Below are 17,955 nucleotides of genomic sequence, written 5' to 3'. Positions count from 1 at the left end.
GATGGCGCTGGGCGCATCTCGCGGAGCGAGATGGCTACTGTACTCAGGCGGCGAGGCCGTAGTGCTGGCCGATGACTTTGCCGCGGAGGCGGTCGGCTTTGGCGCCGGCCTGGTCGTGCTCGATGACGCCGTCACGGAGACGGATGATGCGGGTGCAGCGCTGGACCATGCGCTCGTCATGGGTGACGAAGACGAGGGTCTTGCCCTGCTGATTGAGTTCGTCGAAGAGATCGAGGATTTCTTTGCCGGATTTGGAGTCGAGATTTCCGGTGGCTTCGTCCGCGAGGATGACGAGGGGGCTGTTTGAAAGGGCGCGGGCGATAGCGACGCGCTGCTGCTGGCCGCCGGAGAGTTCTGTGGGCTTGTGATGGAGGCGGTGCTCCAGGCCGACCTGGGTGGCGAGGCGGGTGCCGGTCTCGAGCATGTCCGATTCTTTGGCGCCGCCGTAGTACATGGGGATGGCGATGTTTTCGATGACGGAGAGCTGCTGGATGAGATTGTAGCTCTGGAAGATGAAGCCGAGATTTTTGTTTCGAGCGGCGGAGAGGTCGTCGTCTTCCAGGTGGGCGACATTGAGGCCACCGAGGTAGTAGTCTCCAGAGGTGGGCTGATCGAGGCAGCCGAGGACATTGAGGAGGGTGGACTTGCCGCAGCCGGAGGGGCCCATGATGCAGACGTACTCGCCGGGATAGATGGAGAGGGAGACGCCCTGAAGGACGTGCTGGAGGGTCTCCCCCATCTGGTAGCTTTTGCAGATCTCCACCAGCTTGATAATAGGCTCGGTGTCCGGCGGCATCACGGTTTGGCGACAGCCACGGCTTTTTCCTTGGGCTTGGAAGGTTTGGTCTTGGGAGCGCCGCCCTCTGGCTCAGGCCTGCTGGGGGCGCCCATTTCGGCCTCGGCTTTCTTGGGCAGTGCGAGGGCAACGGCTTCACCGCCATTCAAGCCGTCACGGACTTCGATGAACTCGTCATTGAAAAGCCCGGTGCTGATCTGGCGGCGCTCGAGGGCGCCGTTGTTGCTGATGTAGCAGAAATGGTGGTCCTGCTCGACTTCGATGGACTGGACGGGGACGTAGAGGACGTCCGCGAGCTGATCCACGATGATCTCGACTTTGGCGTTCATGCCGGGCTTCATCCAGGGATGGTAGCCATTGATGTGAATGGTGCAGGGATAGACCTTCAAATTGGGGGTGTAACGGCTGCTGCTGGAGTCCGGGAGAACGGCGAGCTCGGCGACGCGGCCATCAAGCTCTTTGCCGGGCTCTGCATCGACGCGGACTTTGACGGGCTGGCCGATGCGGACTTTTTTGATCTGGGATTCATGCACGTTTACGCGCACGCCCATCTGGCTCATGTCCGGAATGGTGAGCAGGGTCTGGCGGAGGCGGACGGTGGCACCTTCTTCGATGCTGTTGTTGTAATTGTAGGAGGAACTGGCGTTGAGATCTCCATAGGCGACGAGGCCGGCCTGGGGAGCCTTGATGACGCAGGCTTTGAGCTGGAGCTCGAGGTTTTCACGCTGGGCGAGCTCCATTTCATAGCGGCGCTTTGCGGTGCTGAACCTGGTCTCCGCCTGGGCCATGCGGGAGCGGTTGGCGCGGATGGTGCGCTGGAGCTTGTTGAGAGCCTCGCGGTAGGCGGCGAGGTAGGTGGCGCACTGCTTGCTGAACTCGTACTTTTTATAAAGGCCGAGCGCGGTTTCCGAGGTCTTCACGGAGAGCTGCACTTTGTCATAGCTGACGAGGTCATTTTCCAGAAGGGCGGCGGTGACGAATTTCTTTTCCGCGAGGCGCTTGGAGGATTCGGCCTTCTGCTTGGCGAGGGCGAGCTCCGAGCGGTGGAGGAGAAGATCGTCCTCAAGCTGGCGGAGCTTTTGCTGGGCCTCGCCATCGCTCTGGCCTTTCTGCTCAAGGAAGGGGGCGAAGTCGATCATCTCGCTTTCGGGAGCGGGGGCGGCGGCTTTTTTGCTGGCGGTGCCGGGCTTGGCAGCGGAGCCGCGCTTGGCGATGGCAGCCTCAGTGGTGACTTGCGCATTGGCCTGGGTCTCGAGGACGTCGGCGTATTTCTCGAAGGCTTCGACATCCGAAGGGAGATGGGCTGCGGTGAGGATGGCACCGGTGACCTCACGACCGAGGTATTTTTCGAAGTCCATTAGGGCGAAGATGGCGACCTGCTTGACATCGCGCACCAAGGTCTGGTTTTCGCTCTTCTGGATCTCGCGGTTTTCGTCTGCGTCGATGTAATTGGAGACAGTGGTCTGGAACTCGATCTCGTGGGTTTCGATCTTGGTTTTGAGATCGGTGCTGTCGAGTTCGATGAGGACCTTGCCGTCTTTGACGTCGTTCTCAGTGATGAGGTAGCCTTCGGGGATGAGGCTGAGGATCTTGGTGGGGATCTCGATCTCGCTTTTCACCTCATGATTCTGGAGGGCGCGGATTTCACCGCCCTGGAGCACATTGATCTCAAGCGGGCCGCGCTGGACGATGAAGGTGGGCACCTTCTCCGCAGTGGTGCTGCTGCCGGACATGCTCCACAAGCCGATGACAGCGAGTAAGCTGACGCCTGCGATGATGAGTCCTTTGCTGGATTTTCCCTTCTTCATTCTCCTATGGGCTGCTCTTTGTTCAATACGTCCACCCAGCCGCCGTCTTTCTCGATGAAGAGAACTCCCATGTCCCGCCAGAGGCGGAGACGGACGAGGGTGTGATTGATGGTGGTGGAAACCATGAGGTTTCGGGTGGTGTTCATGTCGCGCTGGGCATCGACGAGGTTGATGGCGGTGCCGAGGCCTTCTGCGTTGAAGGATTCTTCGACTTCAAGACGGGAGGTGCTGATCTCCATGCCGATCTTGGCGAGCTCGTACTGCTTGCGGGCGAGCTGGAGATCGCGGAAGCCGGTGCGGACATCGCTGCGGGCGTTTTCTTCGGCGAGGTCCACGGCGCGGCGTGCCTGCTGCTCTGCGATGATGGCGGCACGGAGGACGTTTCGCTCGGGCTTCTGATTGAGATTGAGGTCGGCATTGAAGCCCATGCTGGAGTTGCGATTGCCGGGCTTGAGGCCGAATTCCTGACGGTCGGGGTTGTCGAGGATGTTGTAGTTGACGAGGGCGTTGACGGTGGGGAGGGCCTGCTGTTTTGCGATGAGGACCTTTCGGCTGGTGTCTTCGACCTGATCCCGGAGATTGACGATATCGAGGCGGCTGTTGAGCATGACGGTGATGGCTTCGTCGAGGCTGCCGGGGGATTCGATGATGCGGAGGGCGTCCTTGTCCTTGTAGTCGAGGACAACGCGCTCGGTGACGGGGATGCCGAGATTGACCTTGAGGTCGTCGAGGTTCTGCTCGTAGTCGCGGATGGCGCTGAGCCAGGAACGTTCGAACACGATGCGTGACTGAACGAGACGATAGACGGAGGACTTGGTGCTGCCGGGGGCATTCTCCTTTTGCATGGCGGTCTCACGGGCGACGACGAAGTCGAAGGCTTTGAAGGCGAGATAGGCATTGCGAGCGGTCTCGCGGGACTGGATGACGCCGAAATATTGGGAGGCGATGTCAACGGAGAAAGCCTTGCGATACTGGGCGAAATTGCGAATGGCGTAGAGGACGCTGCGCTCGTTTTGAGTGAGGGCCTCGGAGGCGGAGAGATAACCGGCGCCGCTGAGGAGGGGCTGGGTGAGGGAGAAACCGAGAGCGGAGAGGCCGTTGTCCTTGCCGCCGCCGGTGAGGAAGCGGATGAAATTGGTGGTGAGATTGGTGGCGATCTGCGCGCCGGTGCGGGTGAGTCCGGAAACGCCGAGGCCACTGGTGGTGGTCTGGGTGGAACTGCGGACCAGGTTGTTGACTCCGGCCAGGGCGACGGTGCTGGACTTGGTGCCGGAGGCGGTGCCGGCGAAGATGGGGGAGTACTGCTGACGGGTGAGGGTGAGGCCCAAGGCGGCCTGGTATACGATCTCCTTTTGAGTGAGGTAGGTCCGGTTGCGGTGGACGGCGAAGTTCAGGGCCTCGGCGAGGCTGATTTTGCGGGCGTCTTTTTCAAGGAAGGCACGGTCTCCGAGGAACTCCTCGGTGGTCATGTTTTTGCGCAGCTCCTCCATGCGGACCGGGGGAGGGACGGTGATGTCCAAAAAGGACTGGCCGGCGTTTGGCACCTTGCTGGCCTTCTTGCGCAGAATGCCGTAGGTTTCCTTGTCCGCCCATTTTTTATAAAATCCCGTGCTGCAGGCGCTCAGTCCCAGGGCCAGCAGCGTGAGAAACGCGATGGCGGGCTGGAAAGGGCGATGATTTGGCATAGGTCGGCTGACCGGCATTTGGGTGGTTGGGCCGGGGTTGGTTTTTGGGGGGCCATGCAATACGCCCTTTTGGCGGCAGATCTATCGAATGGATGACAAATCATCATTGCCACCATCCAAGGGGACGTTACTATTTGCCCCCCGCATGTCCGACCTCCCCAAAGTCGCTGAAACAGAAGAACTCCTGAAGGAGACCTCCGGATCGCCCCCGACCCGGAAAACGCTTATCGAAAAATTGGACAACTGGGACGACTGGGCGAGCTGGGATGAATTCTACCGGACGTATTCGGGCTTTGTATTTCACGTGGCGCGCAAGACGGGCCTGAGTGATGACGAGGCGAATGATGTGGTGCAGGAGACGTTCATCGGCGTGGCGAAGAACCTGCAGAAGAAGAAGTTCGACACGAGCCTGGGGTCTTTTAAATCGTTTCTGCTGAACCAGGCGCGGTGGCGCATTCTGGACCAGTTCCGGCGGCGCAAGAAGCAGCAGAGCCGCGAGGCGAACCTGTATGCGGATGAAACGGATGAGCGGCGCACGGCGCCGATCGAGCGCTGTGCGGACCCGAACGGAGTGGCGCTGGAGAAGCTGTGGGAAAAGGAATGGCAGGACAAGGTGATGGACATCGCCCTGAGGAGGGTGCGCGCGCTGGTATCGCCACGCCAGTTCCAGATTTTTTCATGCTATGTGCTGAAGGGCTGGAGCCCGGAGCGCGTGAAGAAGGAGCTGGGCGTGAATGCGGCACAGGTGTATCTGGCGAAGCATCGCGTGGGACGGATCTTGAAGAGAGAAGCGGCGAAGCTGGCGGAAGCGGAGGAGTAGGCTGAAAGCTGCAGAGCGTGGTCGCCGTAGCGGTCTGATGCGCTACAGCACTCTCGCTTTTCTTTTCGCCATCTCATCTTTGCACGCGGCGGAGCCTGTGACGCTTTTCATCGAAGGCTATGCGGGTCTGAGGAGCATTGCGCAGGGGGAGGAGGTGCCGATCCATGTGAGCACGACGGCGGCGAAGTATGAGATTGAAGTGGCGAGGCTGGGGGCGATAAGGGAGGTGGTGTGGAAGAAATCTGATGTGCCGGGGGTGGCGTATGCGGTGCCGGAGGATGCTTCGGCGAATGGGTGCCGGTGGCCGGAGAGTGTGCGGGTGCCGAGCGGGGAGAAGTGGAAGAGCGGCTACTATGAAGTGGTATTTCGCGCCGCGGACATGGGCGGCAAATTTACGCACCGTGGCAAGCGGACGGCGGAGAGCAGCGCGTGGTTCATCGTGCGCGAGGCGAAGCCGGGGAGGACTTCGAAGATCCTGCTGCAGCTATGCACGAACACGTATAACGCGTACAACAACTGGGGTGGCTTTTCGGTGTATGCGTACAGCAGCCTGCAAAACAATCAGGGGCATCGGGTGAGCTTTGAGAGGCCGGGGCCTTCGCAGTTCAGCCGTTGGGAGCTGCCGTTTGTGCAATGGGCGGAGAAGAACGGTTACACGCTGGAGTTTGCGGCGAACGATGATCTGGAATTTCGGCCGGAGATTTTAGAGAGCTACAAGCTGGTGCTGAGCGTGGGGCATGATGAATACTGGAGCACGCCGATGAGGGATCATCTGGAGGGGTGGATTGGCAAGGGCGGGAACGTGGCGTTTTTCAGCGGGAACACATGCTGCTGGCAGGTAAGGGCGGAAGATGGCGGGCGGGCGTTTACATGCTGCAAGCAGAACTACCATCTGGATCCGGTGTATCAGGCGCGTGAGTTTAAGACGGTGAGCACGCTGTGGAGCCATTATCTGCTGAAGAGGCCGGAGAATGAGATGACGGGGGTGGGGTTTCTGTGGGGCGGGTATCGGAAGAGCCATGGGCAGTTCATGACGGAGCCGGCGGAGTACGAGGTGCACCGGCCTGAGCACTGGGCGCTGGAAGGAACGGGATTGAAGCGCGGGGACAAGTTTGGCGGAAAGGACACGATCGTGGGTTATGAGTGCGATGGGTGCGAGCTGGTGTGGAAGGACGGCCTCCCCTTCCCTACCTATAAAGACGGGACACCGAAGACCTTTGAGGTGCTGGCGACTTGTCCGGTGAGCTGGCATCCGGACGATGCGGAGTGGTATGAGAAGTGGGCGAAGGGCCGCATCGGAGCGGCGTGCCTGGGGGTGTATGTACGAGGCGGCACGGTGTTTACCGCGGCGACGACGGACTGGGCGCACGGGCTGATGGGCGGAGATGCGGCGGTGATGAAGATTACGCGGAATGTGCTGGAGAGGCTGGGGAAGTAGTAAGAAAGCGAAAGGGGCAGCAAATGCTGAGAAGGCTGTTTGTCGTCCCCTCACCCCGCCCTCTCCCCGAACTGGAAAATAGATTTTTGCGATTTTCAGGGGCGGGGAGAGGGAGAGCCTATTTTGGCCGCGCTGGATCTCTGCGACTGCCCATCGCCATCGTCCGAGATTTCTGATGTTCTACCAAGCGCCGGTGAAAAGGAGTCTGTGCTGGGTGTGAAAGACCATCGGGCGGGGCTCTACGCCGCGTCAGCGCTCCGACTGGAAAGGGACTATCTTGGTACGCCGGTTTGGGAGCGGTGGATGAAGTGGGAGCGTGTGGGATCAGGATGATCCCACTCCTGCCAGAGTCGCTGCGCAGAGGGCTTTCTGCGGCTAGACCCGTTTTCAAGGGATCGTGGTATCACACGGACGGCGATGTGGCGTGGAGCCCGAGCGGAAACAGCCAAAGGCCATTTCGATCGCGCAAAGGTTCCGATTCGTTATCGGAATTGCATTCGTCTGTCTGACGGCGAGGAGCTACAACCAAGAGTGCAACATGCTGTTCGCAGATTCCCAGTGGTGTGAGAAATGCAGGCTAGTTTTCATCGATCATGATGTAGCCGTTCTTCAGCCAAGGGTAGAATTTTTGGGTGTAATGGGGCACGGAATCGTCGTCTCCACCGTATGTAGGATAGCCGTGAAAAGGAATGGGGACCGGGGAGATATCAAGCCCGTGACGAGAGATTAGGGAACCGCCCCAGACGAGACTGACCGAGATTTGTTTGGTGGCTGGATCGTGCGAGAAACTGGTATGTACGGGAAATCCCCAGCCTAGCTCGGCTACCTGACGTGGAAGATCATCCCTCTCCAACTCGCCCACCTGACGAGGAAGATCGTCCTCGCTCACAGTGAAAAAGCCCTTGCCCGTGGCAACTTTCTTCCTGACCACGGCAACGATTTCATCCATGAGTTCCTGGGTGAACACGGCCCTGATGTGCGCCCTTCGTCCCATCTCGAAGTAGCCGTCATCCAGGAAAAGCATGGGGGTGAAGACGATGAAGAAGGCGATGGCGGCGAGCAAAAGGCGCTGAATGCTCAAGGACCAAAGAGCCAGGAGAGTGACTGCGAGAAAGCAGAGCAGAAAGAGGATTCCAGGAAGGAACCAGGGCGGAATGAGAACAAAGACACCGAAGCGCCCGCTCAAAAAGGCCGTGCCAGCCGTGGCCACGGCGAGGACAAGCATGGAAACGACCAGGATTCGATTTACTAAACGGGAGTGTTTCATCAGTGCGCTGTGTTTTGGCCCATGGAGAGCATCACATAGGCTGCGTAGATGGCCAGCAACAAGACGCCACGGAAGCGGCCGATGTAGCCGCCGGGGCCGGGGATGATGAGCAGAGTGGTGAGGGCGCCAAAGAAGAGGCTGGGCATGATCTCGGGCAGGTTGACTTTGTAGGGCTGGATCAATGCGGCGACGGATGCGACGAACAACGCATTGAAGATGCCGCTGCCGAGAATGTTGCCGAGGCCCACATCATGATGACCGCGCATGCGGGCGATGAGGGTGGTGGCCAGCTCCGGAGTGCTGGTGGCGACAGCGACAATCACGGAGCCGACGATGAAGGGGCTCCAGCCGAGAGCGGTGGCGATGGTTCTGCCGCCATGAACGACGAACTGGGCCGAGCCAATGAGCAAAGCAAGACCGAGCAGAATGCAGCCGATCATTTTGCCCACAGGGATCTTTTGTGCCGGAGCATCATTGTGAGCCTTGTGCGCGGCGGCGTGGGCGCGGGCATGCGAAATGACCACAAAGAGCCAGGCGAAGAAGCAGGCCATCATGATGGCGGCGTCAGCGCGCGAGAACCAGCCGTCCATGAGCAAAAGATAGAGGACGCCGGGAACGAGAAGTGAGACAAACCAGTCGCGGAGCACGCCGCTGTCCTCGGCCTTCATGCCAGAGAAGCAAAGGACGAGAGCGAGCACGAGAGAGACATTGACGACATTGCTGCCGAGCACATCTCCGAGGGAGATCTGCGGCACGCCATCGCGAGCGGCATGGATGGCCACCATCAGTTCTGGAGCGGAGGTCCCGAAGGCAGCCACGGTGACACCGATGACAGCGGTAGGCCAGCGAGCCCAGCCGGCGATGCCGACGCCGCCTCTGACAAAGAGTTCACCGCCGAACCAGGCAAGCATGACACCGAGTACAAGATAGAGAATTGCTACAGTCATAAGGATGAGGATACAGTCCAAGACCTCCGCAGCAGAGCGGACGCAGCAAGTGCGATCGGAGCATATTTTTGGAATGGACATGGCGGGGTGCGGGCAGGCGCTGAGCACAAGAGCTGAAAGCGGCTGGAGTTTGGAAAGAGAAGGGCGTTTGCCAGAACGGGTTGCTGCGAAGCCGCGAAGCGAACCCCAAACTGCGTACTCAGACGAAATGCCGAAGTGAAACTGGCATGACCGAGCGCCCTTCAGGACAGGCATTTTCGCGGGGAGTCACAAAGCGGGGGCGTCTCCCTGCCATGGGACTTCATCGAGGTCTGAGTCCGCTTCATTCCAATGCAAGGTGCCGTCTGAATGAACGCAGGGAGGCAGCGGCTGCGGATAGTACAAGGACATCACGCCAGAGAGCTGAGAACCGCCGAGATGACCACCTGACAGCACGCTATGGTGCACCAGATGCCGCAGGCAGGTGCAGGTGTCGTGCAGGGGACAGACCAGGGAGCATTCCAAGTTGGTGGCGTGCGGGTTCATCGCCGGAGGGAGGTGCAGCCAGCATTCACGTTGGAGCAGGGGCCGCTGTCCATGGGCAATCTTTCGCGATCGGAGCTACTGGATTCCAGTAGTGCGATGAAAGGAATGGTTTTGAATTGATATTGCCACAACGCATTCCGGCCGGAGAAATGAGGCATGAAGTTTCACCTGCTCTCTCCCGATGCCGCCATGAAGCAGGTCCGCTCACGGAACGAAGGGCTTACGAGCGCCGAAGCGGGCGAACGGCTGGCGAATGCGCAGGGCAGAAAGCGATGCGCTGGCGGTGGAGCATGGCGGCTGCTGCTGAGCCAGTTCCGCAGTCCGCTGGTGATCCTGCTGCTGGTGGCGATGACGATCTCCGCGTTTGTGGGAGACAAGATGGATGTGGTGATCGTCTCGACAGTGGTGCTGATGAGCACGCTGCTGGGCTTCTGGCAGGAATACCGGGCGGCGAATGCGGTGGCGGCGCTGCTGGCGGTGATCCAGGCAAAGGCCAGCGTGCTGCGCGATGGAAAGAAGATCGAGCTGCCGATGAACCGAATCGTTCCGGGTGACGTGGTGATGCTGAGCGCGGGTGATACGATTCCGGGCGACGGGCTGCTGATTGAGTCCAAGGACTTGTTTGTGGATGAATCCGCCCTGACCGGTGAAAGCTATCCGGCAGAGAAAAAGGTCGGGGTCGTGGCAGCGGATGCGAGGCAGAGCGAACGCTATAACGCGGTGTTTGAAGGCACACACGTGGTCAGCGGCACGGCGCGGGTGCTGGTGGTGCACACGGGAGCGGAAACGGAGTTTGGCAGCATCTCCGAGCGGCTGAAGCTGCGCGCACCTGAAACGGATTTTGAGCGCGGGCTGCGGCGCTTTGGCGAGATGCTGATCAAGGTGACGCTGATTTTTGTGATCACCATTTTTGGAATCAACGTGTTTTTTCACCGACCGGTGCTCGATGCGTTCCTGTTTGCGCTGGCGCTGGCGGTGGGCATGACGCCCGAGCTTCTGCCGGCGATCGTGAGCATCACGCTGGCACGCGGTGCGAAGCGCATGGCGGAGGACCAGGTGATCGTGCGCCGGCTGTCCTCGATTGAAAATTTTGGCAGCATGAACGTGCTGTGCTCTGACAAGACGGGAACGCTGACGGAAGGCCGGGTGAAGCTGCTGGGGGCGTATGATGCGAAGGGGAATGAAAGCGATGCGGTGAGGCTGCACGGCATTCTCAATGCAACTTTTGAGAGCGGATTCACCAACCCAATCGACGCGGCGCTGCGCGCCGAAGCGCATGCTGAGCTGAGAGGCTACACGAAATTTGACGAAGTGCCGTATGACTTCATCCGCAAGCGGCTGAGCGTGGTGGTGGAGGATGCAGATGCGGCACGGCGGCATGTAATGATCACGAAGGGTGCGTTTGCCAATGTGCTGGCGGTGTGCACCCAGGTGGCGACGACTGAAGGGGACAAGCCGATGGCGGATTTTCATGCGGCCTTGCAGCAGCGGTTTGCTGATTACAGCAATGAGGGGCATCGGGTGCTGGGGCTGGCCACGCGTGATGTCACGGATGATCCGGTGATCAACAAAGATGATGAAGTGGACATGACCTTCACCGGGTTTCTGCTGTTTGAAGATCCGCCGAAAGCGGGGGCTGCTGAAGCGATCCAGGAGCTGCGGCAGCTGGGAGTGGACTTCAAGGTGATCACAGGAGACAACCGCTTTGTAGCCCAACGTCTGGGCACGCTGATGGGGATTGCGAGGCCGGAGGTACTGACGGGGGATGATCTGCACAAGATGAACGACGCCGCGCTGATCAACCGAGTGAGCGAGGTGGACATCTTTGCGGAGACGGAGCCGAACCAGAAGGAGCGAATCCTGATCGCGCTGCGCAAGGCGGGGCATGTGGTGGGGTATCTGGGCGATGGCATCAATGATGCCTCGGCGCTGCATGCGGCGGATGTGGGGATCTCCGTGGATGGCGCGGTGGATGTGGCGAAGGAGGCGGCGGACATCGTGCTGCTGCGGCATGACCTGGGTGTGCTGGCGCGCGGGGTGCGCAACGGGCGCATCACGTTTGCGAACACGCTGAAGTACATTTTCATCGCCACGAGTGCGAACTTTGGGAACATGTTCAGCATGGCGGGGGCTTCGCTGTTTCTGCCATTTTTGCCACTGCTGCCGAAGCAGATTTTGCTGAACAATTTTCTTTCGGACCTTCCAGCCCTGACGATTGCCACGGACAGTGTGGATCCTGAGCAGGCGCTGAAGCCACGGCGCTGGGATCAGAAGTTCATCCGGCGTTTCATGGTCGCCTTTGGGCTGGTGAGTTCGGTGTTTGATTATCTCACCTTCGGGGCGCTGCTGCTGATGCTGCATGCGAGCGAAGCGCAGTTTCAGACGGGATGGTTCATTGAATCGGTGCTGACGCAGATGTTCATCGTGATGGTGATACGCACGCATCGCTCGATTTTCAAAAGCAGGCCGGGGCGGATCCTCAGAATCGCCACGCTGTCAGTGGCGGGAAGCGTGGTGGTGCTGCCTTACACGCCGCTGGGAGCTTTGTTTGGGCTGGTTCCCCTGCCCTGGCATTTCATGCTGACGCTGGTGAGCATCACGCTGCTGTATTTGCTGACGAGCGAGGTGGTGAAAAGGGTGATGTTCGCGAAACTGGAACGAGCAGGAGCGCCGGCGCGCTGAGTTCAAGCCGATGGCTCACGTTGTTTTTTTTAGACCAACTCTCAAAAATCTTGTCACATTGCCCGGGCGGCGGAGCGGCCCCATTGGCTGCGTTAGTCGCTTGCCTGCTATTCTTCAATAGCAGACGGCGCTCCCGCCTTGCCACTGGGGCCGCTGCGCTCGCCGGTTCAATATGACAATCTTTTCGAGCCCTGGTCTAGAAGACGACGTGAGCAGACGAGGCCGGGGATCATGGGCAGCCAGAAACTGAGGCCACGGAAGAGAAGCGTGGCTGAAAGACCAACTGAAAGTGGCATGCCAATGCTGCGCAAGGACATCACCGAGGCGGTCTCAAAGGTGCCTAGTCCGCCGGGAATGATGCCGATGGTGCGAAAGAGGTTTGAGGCCATGAAGGAGGAGAAGACGCCGCTGGAGGAAGCAGCGAAGCCGAGAGCGCGTGCCGCAACCCAGATGGTGGCGGCATCCAGCACGAAGATGAGCGCGTGCATGGAGAAGGCGAGGAGGAGCACGCGGCGATTGTGGAAGGAGCCGGATGGAGCGTGCTCCACCCACTGGAGAAGGCGGGTCAGTTTAGCGAAGCGGCGCAGCTTTGCCTTCACCCACACGGTGCCGCCGCTGGGAAGGAAGATGAGGAAGGCAGAGACGCCAAACTCGACGAGCACAAAGACGAGCATGGCGATGTCCACCCAGAGCGGCAAATAGGCGTGGTATAATGTGACACCGAGGGCGAGCGCCATGCAGGAGGCATACGCGAGGTGATACATGGCCACGTCCACGAGAACGGCGGAGGCCACGACCGCACGTGGCATACCCATGCGGGACAGCGCGCCGGAGACGACGGCGACACCGCTAATGCCGCCGGTGGGGAGGGCCTGGTCCACAAAAAGCATGGCCAGGCTGAGCTCGAAGGATTTGCCCAATGACAAGCGCTGGCCACGAACTGCGGCCACCACACGCCAGACGATGCCCTGGAGGAGGTAGGTGAGGGATTGCAGCACCAGTGCAAGGCCCAGCCAGACGATGTCGATCTGCCGCAGGAGCTGAAGAAACTCCTCCTCTTCGGTGAGATGAGTCACCACGAGAATGAGTGCCGCGCATGCCGCAGCACCCAAAAGCCAGACGAGCCATGGCGTGGAGGATGGCTTTACTTCTGAGTCCAGCAGGGAGTCTTGAGGATCGTCGGGAGACGGCTGTTCAGACATGTTTTATCGCGTTTAGCCCCGGGCGGTTTTATTTGGCAGCTCCGGGTGCCAGCCAGCGCAATGCATTCTCCAAGACGAGGAGGGTCTCGGCATGCTTGAAGACGGGGTAGGTCTCGTGGCCGGGGCGGAAGTAGAAGACGCGGCCGCGGCCTACTTTCCAAACGCATCCGCTGCGGAAGTGCTCGCCTTTGTCCCACTTCTCTTCAAACACGACCTCATCTGGCGCGGGGACGTGAAATGGCTCGGCATACATCTCGGTGCGGGGAATGTCCCACTGAGCGGGCAGACCGGCTGCGATGGGATGACGGGGCAGCAGCGTGGTGACGTGGGAGGGAGCGCCGTCATTTCGATACATGGGGAAAACACAGGCCGGCAGGGTGAGCTTGTAAACCTGGCCATCCAACTTCTCAACAAACGGTGTGATGCGGGCTGCGCGGCCGACGCCCTGGTAATAGGGGGTCGCATTGCTGAACTCCCACTGAGCAGAACCGCGCTCGCTTTCGGGCAGCGATTTGATGGCATCTTCCTTAGCCCGCTCCTGCATGAGACGAACGAAGGGCTTGGACCAATGGGCGGAGTGCAGGCTGATCAAAGCGAGCCTGCCCTGCATGACGCGCTTCACCACAGCCTCCATGCGGTCGTCATTCTGCTCTTTTGCACGACGGTGACTCCAGAAGATGAGGACGTCTGTTGCGTCCAAGGTGGCATCGCTCAGGCCTTGGTCTGGGTCTTCGAGCCGGGCATTTTTCACCACGAGATCGGGAAGCTGCTCCAAATGCGCGGCAATGGTCTCGCCGAGGAACTTTTCGCCGTAGGCCTGCTTTTGCTCGGGCTGCTGCTCGTCCCAGACCAGGATGCGAATGCGATCTGATGCTTGCAGCGCTGGCAGAAACAGTGCGGTCATTAGGAAGAGGATCCATTTCATCGTGAGTGCTCCTTGTGGTCTTTGATTCTATTATTTCCCCTTCCCCACTGCTGGCAGCACATGGTCGGCGATTTGCTGGCTGAGGAGCTGGTAGGCTGGTGTCTGCCAGTGGAAGTTGTCGCCGGCGGCGAGTTCGAGGTGAGCAGCGAGGAGGGCGTAGGCGTCGATGATTTCGACGCTCTCCTGCTTCATGATCTGGGAGGAGAGGGTGTTGAGGCGGAGGACGATCTCGTTTTTGTCGCCGAAGGCGGTGACCGGTTTGTCAGGTGATGGACGCGCGGCGGTGTGTGGCGTGGTGAGGAGGTAGAAGATTTTGGCCTGCGGCGCGCCGTTTTTAAAACAGCGGGTGAGCTTCTGCATGCGGTCGAGAACGAGGGCATCGGGGACTTTGTCGGGAGTCCAGCCGAGGGAGTGGAGGCCGTTGTTGAAGACGATGGCGTCGAACTTGAAGCGGGCGGCCATTTCGGTGAGGGCCTGCTCGGGGACATCGCCACCGACGAAGTGGACGCAGTGGAAGACATAGACGTGCTGCTTGAGCATTGCGGGAATGAAATGGCCGCTGTAACCGCCGGAGATGGAGTCTCCGTAGATCAGCACCTTGGGCCATTCGGGATGCTCGATTTTCGGGACATCGAGCGCCCAGCCTTTGCCGGCGACGGCGCCGCGAGGGAACTCGCCGAACTGCTCCTTTTTGGAAACGTATTTGTAAGCAGAGCCGAAGACTTTCACGTCATGGATGGTGACGGGCATGGTCTTGGACTTGGCGTTGTCGTTGCGACCGATCCACATGGGTTCGCCATTGGGGACGAGCTCCATGAAGCATTTTTTGACGGGGGCGTCATCGATGTAGAAGGTCGCGAGGCCGCTGCGGACGGCCATGGTGAACGTGACGGGTTTGTTGATCTCAGGCTCGTTGCGACCATTGAGTGAACCGCCGACCATGAGGATCTTGTTCACGACGGAGTTCACCTGACGGGCGTAGTAGGGTTTGTCCTTGTAGTTGAAGAACATGGCGAAGCCGTCGTCCTGGGCGGTGCCCTGTTTGTTCATGAGGGTGAAGACGGAGTCCTGCACCAGGGCATCGAGCGAGAGGGTGACCTGCACGGTGAAGTTTTTCTGGTCGGGAAAGGCAGCCGCTGGGACGGCGAATGCGTAGCCGTCGCGGAGCTTGATGGTGCCGTTTGTTTTTTCGATGGTACCGGATTGCTGGGCGGCGGGGATGTCGTTTTTGGCGAGGTCCCAGAGGACAGAGTCATCCGTAGCGAATGCAGCGCTGGTTAATGAGAGCAGGAGGGCGGCGAGGAGAGTGCATGGTGAGATCATGAAATTTGTGAATGAGAAATGCAGGGAAGAAACGGAGATGACGGCCTACGGCACACACGGAACAAACGGAAAAATCAGACAGGAAGCCATGACCTGATGCCTCTCTTCTTAAACAACCGATGTGGGGAGTGAGGGAGGTGGTCCCAGTTGCACAGCAACTGGGCTACTTTGCTGACGCGGCCCAGCGGATGCCTTCGAGGATGTGGTGGCGGAGAAGACGAGGACTTTGAGGCGGTCGGTGGTGGGGGTGGAGGGAGATGGGGTGTCGTGGGCGCGCAGGAGGGTGGTGAGCGCGGTGAAGAGGAAGAGGAGATAGAGGCGGGGGCTCATCGGGCTGGGTGGGGAGAGACCGGTTAAAGCCGGCACTACAATACGAAGAAGATGAGCCGGAGACCGGAGCGGGCTGAAGCCCGAACTACGCACGAAGAAGCTTGCGCAAAGGCGGAGGGGCTTGTGACTTTAAAGCTGGAGCTTGAGGCTGAGCGCTTTGATCGAGGACGAGTTCGAGTAGGAGGACGAGGACGACTTCAAGACGAAGGGTGTTTTCGAGAGTTGGTTAGCGCTGGCCGATGACGCTGAAATCGAGGTCGCCTTTGCCGGCTTCGAGGGCGGAGCGCATGGCGGCGGCGGTGCAGTCGAGGGCGGGGGTGCTGAGCTTGGATTCGGCGGCGAGTTCGCGGGCGAAGTCGGCGTCCTTGAGCATGTTGACGAGGGCGAAGTGGGGCTCGAATTCGCTTTTGATGATGGCGGGGAGCTTCATGCCGATGAGAGTGGAGAAGTTGGCGTTCGACTCCAACGCGGTGAGAAGGCGTTCGAGGGGGATGCCGTTGGCCTTGGTGATGTCAGCGGCTTCGGAGACGGCTTCGACGATGACGGCGGAGACGAGATTGGTAACGATCTTGAGCACCATGGCTTCGCCGACGGCGCCGAGGGGAATGATTTTGGCGGCGCTGGCTTCAAGAACGGGACGGGCGCGCTCAAGGAGGAGATCGCTGCCGCCGATGTAGTAGCTGAGCTTGCCGTTTTGAGCGGCCATTTTGCTGCCGGTGAAGGGAGCATCGAGAAAGGCGGCACCGGTTTCCTCAACGAGCTTTGCGGCCTCAAGGGTGGCGGCCTTGCTGACGGTGGCGTGATTCATGACGAGGTGGCCGGACTTGAGAGCGGGCTTCATGTCCTCGATGGCTTCGAGGAGGGCGGCACTGTCGCGCACAAAGATCTGAATGATGCCAGCGGCCTCGGCGACCTCGTGAGGGGAGGAGAGGAAGTTTGGCACGGGACGGGCGCTGCGGCTCCAGACGAAAACTTCGTGCCCTGCTTTGCGCAGGTTTTCCGCCACACGACTGCCGATGATGCCGAGACCGAGAATGCCAACGTTTGATTTCATGGCGGCATTTAGGGCGCAGGGATGGCGCGGTCAATGACCGCGGCGTCATAAATCACCGAGGGTGTGGGGGTGTCTGCGCTCTGGCGGAGGTCAGCGAGGAGGAGGCGCACGGCGTCTTCACGCTGGGAGGTGGTGAGGTGCGCGGTGATCTCTGACTGTGCCTCCTCGAAGGATGGCAGACGTGACTCGTGGCGTTCCAAGAGGAGAATGATGTGCCAGCCGAGGCGGGTCTGAACGGGCGAGCTGATCTGGCCGGGCTGCAGGTTTGACAGGGCGGCGATGAAGTCCGCAGGCATGCGCTGATGGGTGAACCAGCCGAGGTCGCCGCCGAGGGCTTTGGTGCGGTCGTCCTCTGAATATTGGGCGGTGAGCTGGGCAAAGGTTTTTTCTTTGGCGAGCAGCTGACGGTAGATCTGGCGAATCTCGGACTCGCGGTCCTTCTTTGCGGAGTCGTGCCGGGTGAGAAAGAGATGCGCGGCATGGAAGGCCCGGGGGATGCGGAGGGATTCCTTGTGCCGGTCATACCAGGCGATGGATTCCGAGCGGGTGACGGCCCTGAGGCGGGGCTGGATCTGGCGGGTGATCCAGGCCTCATCGAGCAGCCGTTGCTCAATCTCGGCGTCGAAGGCTTTGGAGGAGAGGTGCTGAGCGGCGAGGCGCCTGGAGAGGTCTGCTAGATCGACAAACTGGCGCTGGTGCATGTCCGCCTCGCGTTTCGAGGCGGTCTTCGGAAGAGAGGCGGGCGCGAGGTCCGCGAGACGGAAAGACCGGATGAGGCGGTCGTTGACCAAGGACTCCAGAACCTGCGAACGGATTTGCCGGCGAGATTCAGGACTGTGCTCCGGCCAGGATTGATTGTGGCGCCAGAGGTGATCGCGGATGGCAGCCTCGAAATCCGGGAGGGTGATGGGCTGGTCCTTCACCACCGCAGCCAAGGTGAAGTTCGGGCGGGATGGGTATTGAAAAACAATCAGGGCGGCGAGAAAGCAGCCGAGAAGAAAGAGCAAGACCACCAAAGGCTGGGTAATGCGCTGGGAGAGGCGGGGCATCTGGGGGCAGAGTACGAGCGCCGCCGGGGAAGGCAAGTCGAGGCGGAGGGCGAGCGGAGCTGGGACTGTTCTTGATTGTTAAGCGCTCTAAATATTCAACCCAC

The 17,955-nt window shown here is 60.0% G+C and carries 15 protein-coding genes; 3 read left to right on the top strand and 12 right to left on the bottom strand.

The window, feature by feature from the left end:
* Nucleotides 1-43: 43 nt before the first annotated feature.
* The 3 genes from ACILSR_RS04760 to ACILSR_RS04750 are packed head-to-tail and all read right to left on the bottom strand — an operon-like array spanning nucleotide 44 to nucleotide 4,289.
* On the bottom strand, nucleotides 44-796 hold the full coding sequence (locus tag ACILSR_RS04760) for an ABC transporter ATP-binding protein (protein WP_395748961.1): 753 nt from the start codon (nucleotides 794-796) through the stop codon (nucleotides 44-46).
* Nucleotides 796-2,604, bottom strand: a complete 1,809-nt coding sequence (locus ACILSR_RS04755) for an efflux RND transporter periplasmic adaptor subunit (RefSeq protein WP_395748582.1) — start codon at nucleotides 2,602-2,604, stop codon at nucleotides 796-798. Before ACILSR_RS04755 ends, ACILSR_RS04760 begins: the two co-directional genes overlap by 1 nt.
* Entirely contained in the window at nucleotides 2,601-4,289 is a 1,689-nt protein-coding gene (locus ACILSR_RS04750) for a TolC family protein (protein WP_395748581.1), read from the bottom strand. Before ACILSR_RS04750 ends, ACILSR_RS04755 begins: the two co-directional genes overlap by 4 nt.
* A gap of 145 nt (nucleotides 4,290-4,434) precedes the next feature.
* On the opposite strand from ACILSR_RS04750, the gene ACILSR_RS04745 reads away from it, so the two are divergent.
* Together ACILSR_RS04745 and ACILSR_RS04740 are read left to right on the top strand one after the other, a co-directional pair.
* Entirely contained in the window at nucleotides 4,435-5,109 is a 675-nt protein-coding gene (locus tag ACILSR_RS04745; protein WP_395748580.1) for a sigma-70 family RNA polymerase sigma factor, read from the top strand.
* A gap of 37 nt (nucleotides 5,110-5,146) precedes the next feature.
* Nucleotides 5,147-6,547 (top strand): N,N-dimethylformamidase beta subunit family domain-containing protein, encoded by a 1,401-nt coding sequence (locus tag ACILSR_RS04740; protein ID WP_395748579.1) that lies wholly within the window; start codon nucleotides 5,147-5,149, stop codon nucleotides 6,545-6,547.
* Nucleotides 6,548-7,124: 577 nt separating this feature from the next.
* On the opposite strand, the gene ACILSR_RS04735 is transcribed toward ACILSR_RS04740, so the two are convergent.
* The 3 genes from ACILSR_RS04735 to ACILSR_RS04725 form a co-directional block, all read right to left on the bottom strand.
* Nucleotides 7,125-7,628 carry a hypothetical protein gene (locus ACILSR_RS04735; protein WP_395748578.1) on the bottom strand — a complete coding sequence of 168 codons (504 nt, stop codon included), beginning with the start codon at nucleotides 7,626-7,628 and terminating at the stop codon, nucleotides 7,125-7,127.
* Between the two features lie 185 nt (nucleotides 7,629-7,813).
* On the bottom strand, nucleotides 7,814-8,761 hold the full coding sequence (locus ACILSR_RS04730; RefSeq protein ID WP_395748577.1) for a sodium:calcium antiporter: 948 nt from the start codon (nucleotides 8,759-8,761) through the stop codon (nucleotides 7,814-7,816).
* 267 nt (nucleotides 8,762-9,028) lie between these two features.
* On the bottom strand, nucleotides 9,029-9,286 hold the full coding sequence (locus tag ACILSR_RS04725) for a hypothetical protein (protein ID WP_395748576.1): 258 nt from the start codon (nucleotides 9,284-9,286) through the stop codon (nucleotides 9,029-9,031).
* 156 nt (nucleotides 9,287-9,442) lie between these two features.
* Between ACILSR_RS04725 and mgtA the strand changes: the two genes are divergently transcribed.
* A complete protein-coding gene (mgtA, locus tag ACILSR_RS04720) occupies nucleotides 9,443-11,968 on the top strand; it encodes a magnesium-translocating P-type ATPase (RefSeq protein ID WP_395748575.1) in 2,526 nt (841 codons plus the stop codon).
* Between the two features lie 167 nt (nucleotides 11,969-12,135).
* Here mgtA and ACILSR_RS04715 read toward each other — a convergent pair whose 3' ends face one another.
* From ACILSR_RS04715 to ACILSR_RS04690, 6 genes are all read right to left on the bottom strand, one after another.
* Complete coding sequence (locus ACILSR_RS04715; protein WP_395748574.1) at nucleotides 12,136-13,170, bottom strand: YbhN family protein; 1,035 nt, start codon at nucleotides 13,168-13,170, stop codon at nucleotides 12,136-12,138.
* Nucleotides 13,171-13,198: 28 nt separating this feature from the next.
* Nucleotides 13,199-14,074 (bottom strand): ThuA domain-containing protein, encoded by an 876-nt coding sequence (locus ACILSR_RS04710; RefSeq protein WP_395748573.1) that lies wholly within the window; start codon nucleotides 14,072-14,074, stop codon nucleotides 13,199-13,201.
* A gap of 51 nt (nucleotides 14,075-14,125) precedes the next feature.
* Nucleotides 14,126-15,418, bottom strand: coding sequence for a hypothetical protein (locus ACILSR_RS04705; protein WP_395748572.1), 1,293 nt, complete (start codon nucleotides 15,416-15,418; stop codon nucleotides 14,126-14,128).
* Between the two features lie 108 nt (nucleotides 15,419-15,526).
* The gene (locus ACILSR_RS04700; RefSeq protein WP_395748571.1) at nucleotides 15,527-15,748 is read right to left on the bottom strand and encodes a hypothetical protein; all 222 of its coding nucleotides are present in this window, start codon (nucleotides 15,746-15,748) and stop codon (nucleotides 15,527-15,529) included.
* 226 nt (nucleotides 15,749-15,974) lie between these two features.
* Entirely contained in the window at nucleotides 15,975-16,802 is an 828-nt protein-coding gene (locus tag ACILSR_RS04695) for an NAD(P)-dependent oxidoreductase (RefSeq protein ID WP_395748570.1), read from the bottom strand.
* Between the two features lie 8 nt (nucleotides 16,803-16,810).
* Entirely contained in the window at nucleotides 16,811-17,851 is a 1,041-nt protein-coding gene (locus tag ACILSR_RS04690) for a peptidylprolyl isomerase (protein ID WP_395748569.1), read from the bottom strand.
* Nucleotides 17,852-17,955 lie beyond the last annotated feature (104 nt).

This window comes from Prosthecobacter sp. (assembly GCF_044222565.1).
In the GTDB taxonomy this organism is placed as follows: Bacteria; Verrucomicrobiota; Verrucomicrobiia; order Verrucomicrobiales; family Verrucomicrobiaceae; genus Prosthecobacter.
This window is presented reverse-complemented; position numbering and strand designations above follow the sequence as displayed.

Coding starts and splice junctions, on each gene's coding strand:
- ACILSR_RS04730 (WP_395748577.1), bottom strand. CDS start 8,761: ATGACTGTAGCAATTCTCTATCTTGTACTCGGTGTCATGCTTGCCTGG.
- ACILSR_RS04705 (WP_395748572.1), bottom strand. CDS start 15,418: ATGATCTCACCATGCACTCTCCTCGCCGCCCTCCTGCTCTCATTAACC.
- ACILSR_RS04690 (WP_395748569.1), bottom strand. CDS start 17,851: ATGCCCCGCCTCTCCCAGCGCATTACCCAGCCTTTGGTGGTCTTGCTC.
- ACILSR_RS04725 (WP_395748576.1), bottom strand. CDS start 9,286: ATGAACCCGCACGCCACCAACTTGGAATGCTCCCTGGTCTGTCCCCTG.
- ACILSR_RS04740 (WP_395748579.1), top strand. CDS start 5,147: ATGCGCTACAGCACTCTCGCTTTTCTTTTCGCCATCTCATCTTTGCAC.
- ACILSR_RS04755 (WP_395748582.1), bottom strand. CDS start 2,604: ATGAAGAAGGGAAAATCCAGCAAAGGACTCATCATCGCAGGCGTCAGC.
- mgtA (WP_395748575.1), top strand. CDS start 9,443: ATGAAGTTTCACCTGCTCTCTCCCGATGCCGCCATGAAGCAGGTCCGC.
- ACILSR_RS04700 (WP_395748571.1), bottom strand. CDS start 15,748: ATGAGCCCCCGCCTCTATCTCCTCTTCCTCTTCACCGCGCTCACCACC.
- ACILSR_RS04715 (WP_395748574.1), bottom strand. CDS start 13,170: ATGTCTGAACAGCCGTCTCCCGACGATCCTCAAGACTCCCTGCTGGAC.
- ACILSR_RS04710 (WP_395748573.1), bottom strand. CDS start 14,074: ATGACCGCACTGTTTCTGCCAGCGCTGCAAGCATCAGATCGCATTCGC.
- ACILSR_RS04745 (WP_395748580.1), top strand. CDS start 4,435: ATGTCCGACCTCCCCAAAGTCGCTGAAACAGAAGAACTCCTGAAGGAG.
- ACILSR_RS04695 (WP_395748570.1), bottom strand. CDS start 16,802: ATGAAATCAAACGTTGGCATTCTCGGTCTCGGCATCATCGGCAGTCGT.
- ACILSR_RS04750 (WP_395748581.1), bottom strand. CDS start 4,289: ATGCCAAATCATCGCCCTTTCCAGCCCGCCATCGCGTTTCTCACGCTG.
- ACILSR_RS04760 (WP_395748961.1), bottom strand. CDS start 796: ATGCCGCCGGACACCGAGCCTATTATCAAGCTGGTGGAGATCTGCAAA.